The organism is Clostridium sp., from assembly GCF_036781005.1.
Taxonomy (GTDB): domain Bacteria; phylum Bacillota; class Clostridia; order Clostridiales; family Clostridiaceae; genus Clostridium_B.
Genome location: NZ_DAIQBT010000074.1, coordinates 1 through 5,680, shown reverse-complemented (window position 1 = coordinate 5,680; position 5,680 = coordinate 1). Strand labels below are relative to the sequence as shown.

Here is a 5,680-nt window from a genome sequence, read left to right as displayed (position 1 = left end):
ATCGTTTTAGAAAATTGCTTGTTCGATTTGAGAAAACAGATGCAGCCTATTTTGGGCTTATTAAGCTTACCTGTGCTTTTATCGCTTTCAGAAAGATTAAAATAATTTAGGGATAAGATCTTAGTGTATCTAGAATTTTTTTCATTAGCATTTATCTTCTGGGCTATCATTTTACCATACAGCAGGTATATAAAGTTCTACTGTTTACCATACTATAAAAAAGAAGGAGGGATAATTATGAAGGCTGCATTATGGCATGATAGAAAAGATGTAAGAGTAGAGGAAATTGAAGAACCTAAAATAAAAGAAAATGCTGTAAAAATTAAAGTAAAGTGGTGCGGTATATGTGGGTCTGATTTACATGAATATTTGGGAGGACCCATATTTATTCCTGTTGGAACACCTCACCCTTTGAGTAAAAATACAGCACCAGTAATCTTAGGACATGAGTTTTCAGGTGAAGTAGTAGAAGTAGGTAATAAAGTTACAAAATTTAAGACAGGGGATAGAGTTGTTGTAGAGCCCATAGTTGCCTGTGGTGAATGTCCTGCTTGTCATGAAGCTAAATATAATTTATGTGAGGCGTTGGGATTCCATGGCCTTTGTGGAAGTGGTGGCGGATTTGCGGAATATACAATATTTCCAGAAAATTTTGTGCATAAAATACCAGATACCATGGACTATGAACAGGCTGCACTTGTTGAACCTATGGCAGTTGCACTTCATTCCTTAAGGGTTGGAAGTTTTGCTACAGGAAATACAGCCTTAGTTTTAGTTGCAGGACCTATAGGACTTGCAACTATTCAGTGCTTAAAAGCATCAGGGGCAAGAATTGTAATTGTATTTCAAAGAAAATCCATAAGACAGGAATATGCAAAAAAATTTGGTGCAGATGTAGTTTTAGATCCAAGTGAGGTGGATGTAATTGAAGAAATCAAAAAGCTTACAGGTGGAGTAGGTGTAGATACAGCTTTTGAAACAACAGGTGCAAATGTAGGACTTAATACGGCAATTCATGCTTTGAAATATGAAGGCATTGTGGTAATAACTAGTATATGGGAAAAAGGCGTGGAAATTAATCCAAATGATTTGGTATTTACGGAAAAGAAAATAGTGGGAACCCTTGCATACAGACATGAATTTCCTTCTACAATAGCACTTATGAATGATGGAAGAATAAATACAGATGGATATATCACAAAGAGAATAGCACTTGAAGACATCGTAAAAGAGGGTTTTGAAACACTTACAGGATCCGAAAAGAAAAAGCAAGTAAAGATACTTGTAACTCCAGATAAGTCATTGTTATAATAATGTTCTTGATTATAAATTGATTTTTAAGCTAAAAGCTTTAGTATATTTTGTTGGAAGATGAATTCAGCATTGTGTAATATACTAAGTTCATCTGCTGTTTTTATAATCTATTTTTATAAATTAAAACACTCACATAAAAATTTATTTAAGGATAGATTCTAAATGTAAAGAATCCCTATATAAATAAAAATAAGAAACTGGATGGATTGAAAATGGGTCAGAAAAAGAACTTTGATAAAGCATTTAAGGAACAAATAGTTGCAAAAATATTATCTAGTGAAATAACGACAAGTCTAATGGCAAGGAAATTAGGCGTACTCCTTGGGGCGTTAAGAAATCAGGATAATTATATATTGAGAAGGTTAGAAATGAGAGGTATAGTATAAATAGAGCAATTGATACGATTAGTTTTGGTCATAAATATTTGGTTTAAAGATAAACAATCCCATTGATTAAAACAGTAATAATGGGATTTCCTCTTATATGCATTATGGATTATACTGGTTTTTAGATGTACTACTGGTAGTATTATAACTCAATCCATTAGGTGATGCTGAAGCTTCATAGTTAGAGTCAATAAATAAGTTTAATATAGAATACTCTTGATTTTGTGTTATAGTTTTCTCTGTCACCAGAACATCTAGTTGAGTTTTCATATCTTGTTTTGTGGTTATTTCATAAGTATAATATATGTACAATATTGTTGCAGCTTGAGATTCAGATATAGTTCCAGACTCTATCAAGGTATCCAATCTAGTTTCAAGGCTTTCAGAATAGAAGTTATATGGGTAAGTTAAAGTGGAACTATTGTTTATGGAAGGTGCACTAACCGTTGCGGTAGTGTCTGTACTTAATAGTAATAATATTACAATTAGTAAAAAAGATGCAAGTATTGTATTTTTCATTTCTAACATTTTAGTACCTCCTGAATTTATTATTAAATAATAGTTTCTTTAATTATGTTGCTCATTTTTAAAATAATTTGTAACGTAAAAAACCAACCTTCACTAAAATTTTAGTTTCGGGTCGGTTGCACCATTAACTCGGCATGATCTAGGTGCCCAATTATAGATCATGATTCATTGTTTCCCTTCGTATAAATTTGTACTTAAATGTATTATATCATGTAAATTGTAAAAACAATGTCGTAATTTGTACAAAAATTCATCTATAGTTTATTATTCTTATTTTGGGTTTATTAAGTCTACATATATTTTACTACTTAGAGCTTATCCCTAAATAGTTTCTGGTATGATACGATAATAAAGAAAAAGGGATAGGGAGAGTTATGCAAATGATACAAAAGCAATCATGGGAGATAACAGATGAGTTTTGGGAAGAAGTAAAAAATCTAATACCAGAGAAACAAAGAGATCCGAATAAAGAATATAAACGAGCTGCTGGTGCTGGAAGAAAGCCAATGGAATCAAGAAAAATATATCTCCATCTGAGCCTTATTAACAGTATTCTTAGTACCTTCAACACCTCGTAATAGTTATATCCTTTAGGATAAGAACTTATCCAGGTATGTAGCAGTTCTTATCTCCCACTTTTTGAAGAAAATAGGAGTATTAGTAATGGTAACATTCGAGCCTTTAAAAAACTTTGTGTAAAGTGAATAAAAAACACTCTTTCAAGGCAATAATTTTAGATGATAAATTTACAATTATTTACACGGAGGAGTGATTTTTTATGTCGAATATTTCTAAAGAAATTTTAAAAAATTATGTTAATGAACAAAAGTTTAGAAATCCTAATGAAGTTCTAGCTGCTATGAAGGAAATGTTTAAAAATGTTCTTCAAGAAGCACTGGAAGCAGAAATGGATACCCAGCTTGGATATGACAAATATGATGTAACTAAAAAGCAAACAACTAATAGTATAAATGGGTATTCCAAGAGAACTATAAAATCCGAGCTGGGTGCTGTTGAGCTTAATATCCCAAGAGATAGAAATAGCGAATACGAGCCTAAAATTATTCCAAAATATAAGAGAAATGTGACTGGCATTGAGGATAAAGTCATGGCTCTATATGCAGCAGGAATGACTACAAGAGATATATCAGAACAGGTAAAGAATCTTTATGATGTGGATCTGTCTTCAGAAATGGTATCAAACATAACAAATAGAATTCTTCCAGTGGTTGCAGAATGGCAGAACAGACCCCTTGAAAAAACTTATTCCTTTGTATTTATGGATGCAATTCACTATAAAGTAAGGGAAGATAAACATATTGTAGTTAAAGCTGCCTATGTAGTACTAGGTGTAAATATGGATGGACAAAAAGAAGTACTTGGTATATGGATAGGTGCAAATGAAAGCAGTAAATTCTGGCTTTCAGTACTCAACGATCTTAAAAACAGGGGAGTTTGCAATGTACTTGTATTCTGTGTGGATGGACTGAATGGATTTAAAGATGCAATAGGAGCTGTATATCCTTTTGCTAAAATCCAGAGATGTATAATTCATCAGCTGAGAAGCAGTATGAAATACATACCATATAAAGATAAAAAGGCATTTGCAAAAGACTTGAAAGCTGTCTATGGTGCAGTAAATGAGGATGCCGCACTTGAGAATCTCATGGATGCAAAAGAAAAATGGGAAAGCAAATACCCAAATGCCATAAAAAGTTGGGAAGACAACTGGGATAACCTTGTAACCTTCTTCATGTTTCCTGATTATATCCGTAAAATCATGTATACTACAAATGCCATAGAGAGCCTTAACAGTCAGTTTAGGAAAATAACCAAAACTAAGCTTATATTTCCAAGTGACGATAGTCTAATGAAAATGTTATATCTTGCCACACAGAGAATAAGCAGGAAATGGACCCGTTCCTATGAAAATTGGGATATGGTTGTAAATCAGCTTAATATCTTATTCAGCGAAATATTAAACAAAGGAGCATAGCACCCACCAGGGACTCTGTCCCCGGACCCCTGAGGTTTATCGCATATGTTCTGTCAGGAACGGGTAAAACGGATAGTTTTTATCCTATCCGTTCCTGCATAGAACACCAATAATCGCTCAGGTTGCTCCTCAGCAGTGCCCTATATTATTATTGGCGTGTATATTATTGACCAAAAGTGGATATAATATACAATGTAATACTGGTTGATATTTCGCAGTTATCGATACTAATTTGCATTAATTTACAAATCATAACATTTCAAAATTATTTGTCTAAAGAAAGAGAATACACATAATTATTTTCACGGCCTAACATTCGGATAAGTTTTTAACGAAAATTATTATTTTTATTCTCATCCACTATATTTGCATTACCATCTGTATTTATACGCGCTTCTTCTCTTTTCAATTTCTCATTCACTCTTCTTGTTTCTTCAACTTCACGTTTATGGGCAGATATCTCTCCAGTCACCACGGTATGCTTATCTACCATTGACCTGTTCTTCACTAACAGGAATACGTATAATCTCCTCACTATTTACAGGTGTATCACTGTCCATATTATCTAACTTTTTTCTTTCTATAACAATTTCCTCACGAGTAACTGGAACATCAACTGTTTTTTCCTCTTCAACGATTTCTTTGCTTAGTTCAACTTCACCCTTTTTAACATCATTATCATTTCCTAAAATATTATTAAATAAACCCATTACAAATATTACCTCCTAATAAATACGTATTTTGAATTAATTAATATTTTATTCGTGCTGAAACAATATATCCTTTATGAAATATGGTTCTCAGATAAATATTTTACAATTTACATAAAATAATATTTCAAAATTTACTTATAAAGGTATTCGTAATTTTAGTTAATGGAATATTGTGGATAATGTGTATAACCTGTGGATAACTTGAAAATATATAAAATGATAAAACAATTTCCTACAAATAAATGGGCCTAACCCTTACCAGAACAAAACAAATGCAAAACTTACTTAAAATGTTACGCAAAGAATATGGCACAGCCATTGATTTTTTAACACTAATAATTTCAATCACTTTGTATCACCCAGTTGTATATCTTAGAATTAACAGCATATTTTATTTATGAAAGGTGGTTAATATTATGTCTTCAAAAACTAATAAAATCATAGATTCTATATTAAATTCTTATGATTTTGAAAAAGTATCTGATTTAACTAAAGAACAATTTTCTGAAATTCTTTCAGAAATATTCAATGAATCTACAACAGATAGCACCCTTGATAAAAAAACATCAAAATCAAGACATCATAGTCACAGACATAGACATTAGTCGAATATCAACTGTTCTTGAATTTTTTATTCAGGAACAGTATCTTCTTTATATCCCACTATGATGAAACTTGATATAATTAATTGGCGTAGTTCAAAATAAACTTAATGGTGCCTGTCCCATTAAAAAAAGACTATA

6 protein-coding genes, 1 pseudogene and 1 riboswitch are annotated in these 5,680 nt (G+C 31.8%); of the genes and pseudogenes, 5 read left to right on the top strand and 2 right to left on the bottom strand.

All coding sequences use genetic code 11. From position 1 onward, the window contains the following. Window positions 1-237: 237 nt before the first annotated feature. Entirely contained in the window at window positions 238-1,311 is a 1,074-nt protein-coding gene (locus V7Q02_RS15765) for a 2,3-butanediol dehydrogenase (protein ID WP_333862037.1), read from the top strand. Between the two features lie 215 nt (window positions 1,312-1,526). Continuing rightward, complete coding sequence (locus V7Q02_RS15760; protein ID WP_333862036.1) at window positions 1,527-1,700, top strand: transposase; 174 nt, start codon at window positions 1,527-1,529, stop codon at window positions 1,698-1,700. Between the two features lie 102 nt (window positions 1,701-1,802). On the opposite strand, the gene V7Q02_RS15755 is transcribed toward V7Q02_RS15760, so the two are convergent. Further along, complete coding sequence (locus V7Q02_RS15755) at window positions 1,803-2,228, bottom strand: hypothetical protein (RefSeq protein WP_333862035.1); 426 nt, start codon at window positions 2,226-2,228, stop codon at window positions 1,803-1,805. A gap of 101 nt (window positions 2,229-2,329) precedes the next feature. After that, a riboswitch (cyclic di-GMP riboswitch) is annotated at window positions 2,330-2,412 on the bottom strand. 196 nt (window positions 2,413-2,608) lie between these two features. Between V7Q02_RS15755 and V7Q02_RS15750 the strand changes: the two genes are divergently transcribed. After that, window positions 2,609-2,806: a hypothetical protein gene (locus V7Q02_RS15750; protein WP_333862034.1), complete on the top strand. Its 198-nt coding sequence runs from the start codon at window positions 2,609-2,611 to the stop codon at window positions 2,804-2,806. Between the two features lie 200 nt (window positions 2,807-3,006). Beyond that, the gene (locus V7Q02_RS15745) at window positions 3,007-4,224 is read left to right on the top strand and encodes an IS256 family transposase (protein WP_333862033.1); all 1,218 of its coding nucleotides are present in this window, start codon (window positions 3,007-3,009) and stop codon (window positions 4,222-4,224) included. A gap of 328 nt (window positions 4,225-4,552) precedes the next feature. Here the strand turns inward: V7Q02_RS15745 and V7Q02_RS15740 are convergent. Continuing rightward, window positions 4,553-4,934 (bottom strand): annotated as a pseudogene (locus V7Q02_RS15740) (YsnF/AvaK domain-containing protein). A gap of 419 nt (window positions 4,935-5,353) precedes the next feature. Here V7Q02_RS15740 and V7Q02_RS15735 point away from each other — a divergent pair. Beyond that, window positions 5,354-5,542 carry a hypothetical protein gene (locus tag V7Q02_RS15735; protein ID WP_333862032.1) on the top strand — a complete coding sequence of 63 codons (189 nt, stop codon included), beginning with the start codon at window positions 5,354-5,356 and terminating at the stop codon, window positions 5,540-5,542. The last annotated feature ends 138 nt before the right edge of the window (window positions 5,543-5,680 follow it).

Bases quoted from the DNA above. Each gene is read 5' to 3' on its own strand.
- V7Q02_RS15765 (WP_333862037.1), top strand. From the start codon at position 238: ATGAAGGCTGCATTATGGCATGATAGAAAAGATGTAAGAGTAGAGGAA.
- V7Q02_RS15760 (WP_333862036.1), top strand. From the start codon at position 1,527: ATGGGTCAGAAAAAGAACTTTGATAAAGCATTTAAGGAACAAATAGTT.
- V7Q02_RS15755 (WP_333862035.1), bottom strand. From the start codon at position 2,228: ATGTTAGAAATGAAAAATACAATACTTGCATCTTTTTTACTAATTGTA.
- V7Q02_RS15750 (WP_333862034.1), top strand. From the start codon at position 2,609: ATGATACAAAAGCAATCATGGGAGATAACAGATGAGTTTTGGGAAGAA.
- V7Q02_RS15745 (WP_333862033.1), top strand. From the start codon at position 3,007: ATGTCGAATATTTCTAAAGAAATTTTAAAAAATTATGTTAATGAACAA.
- V7Q02_RS15735 (WP_333862032.1), top strand. From the start codon at position 5,354: ATGTCTTCAAAAACTAATAAAATCATAGATTCTATATTAAATTCTTAT.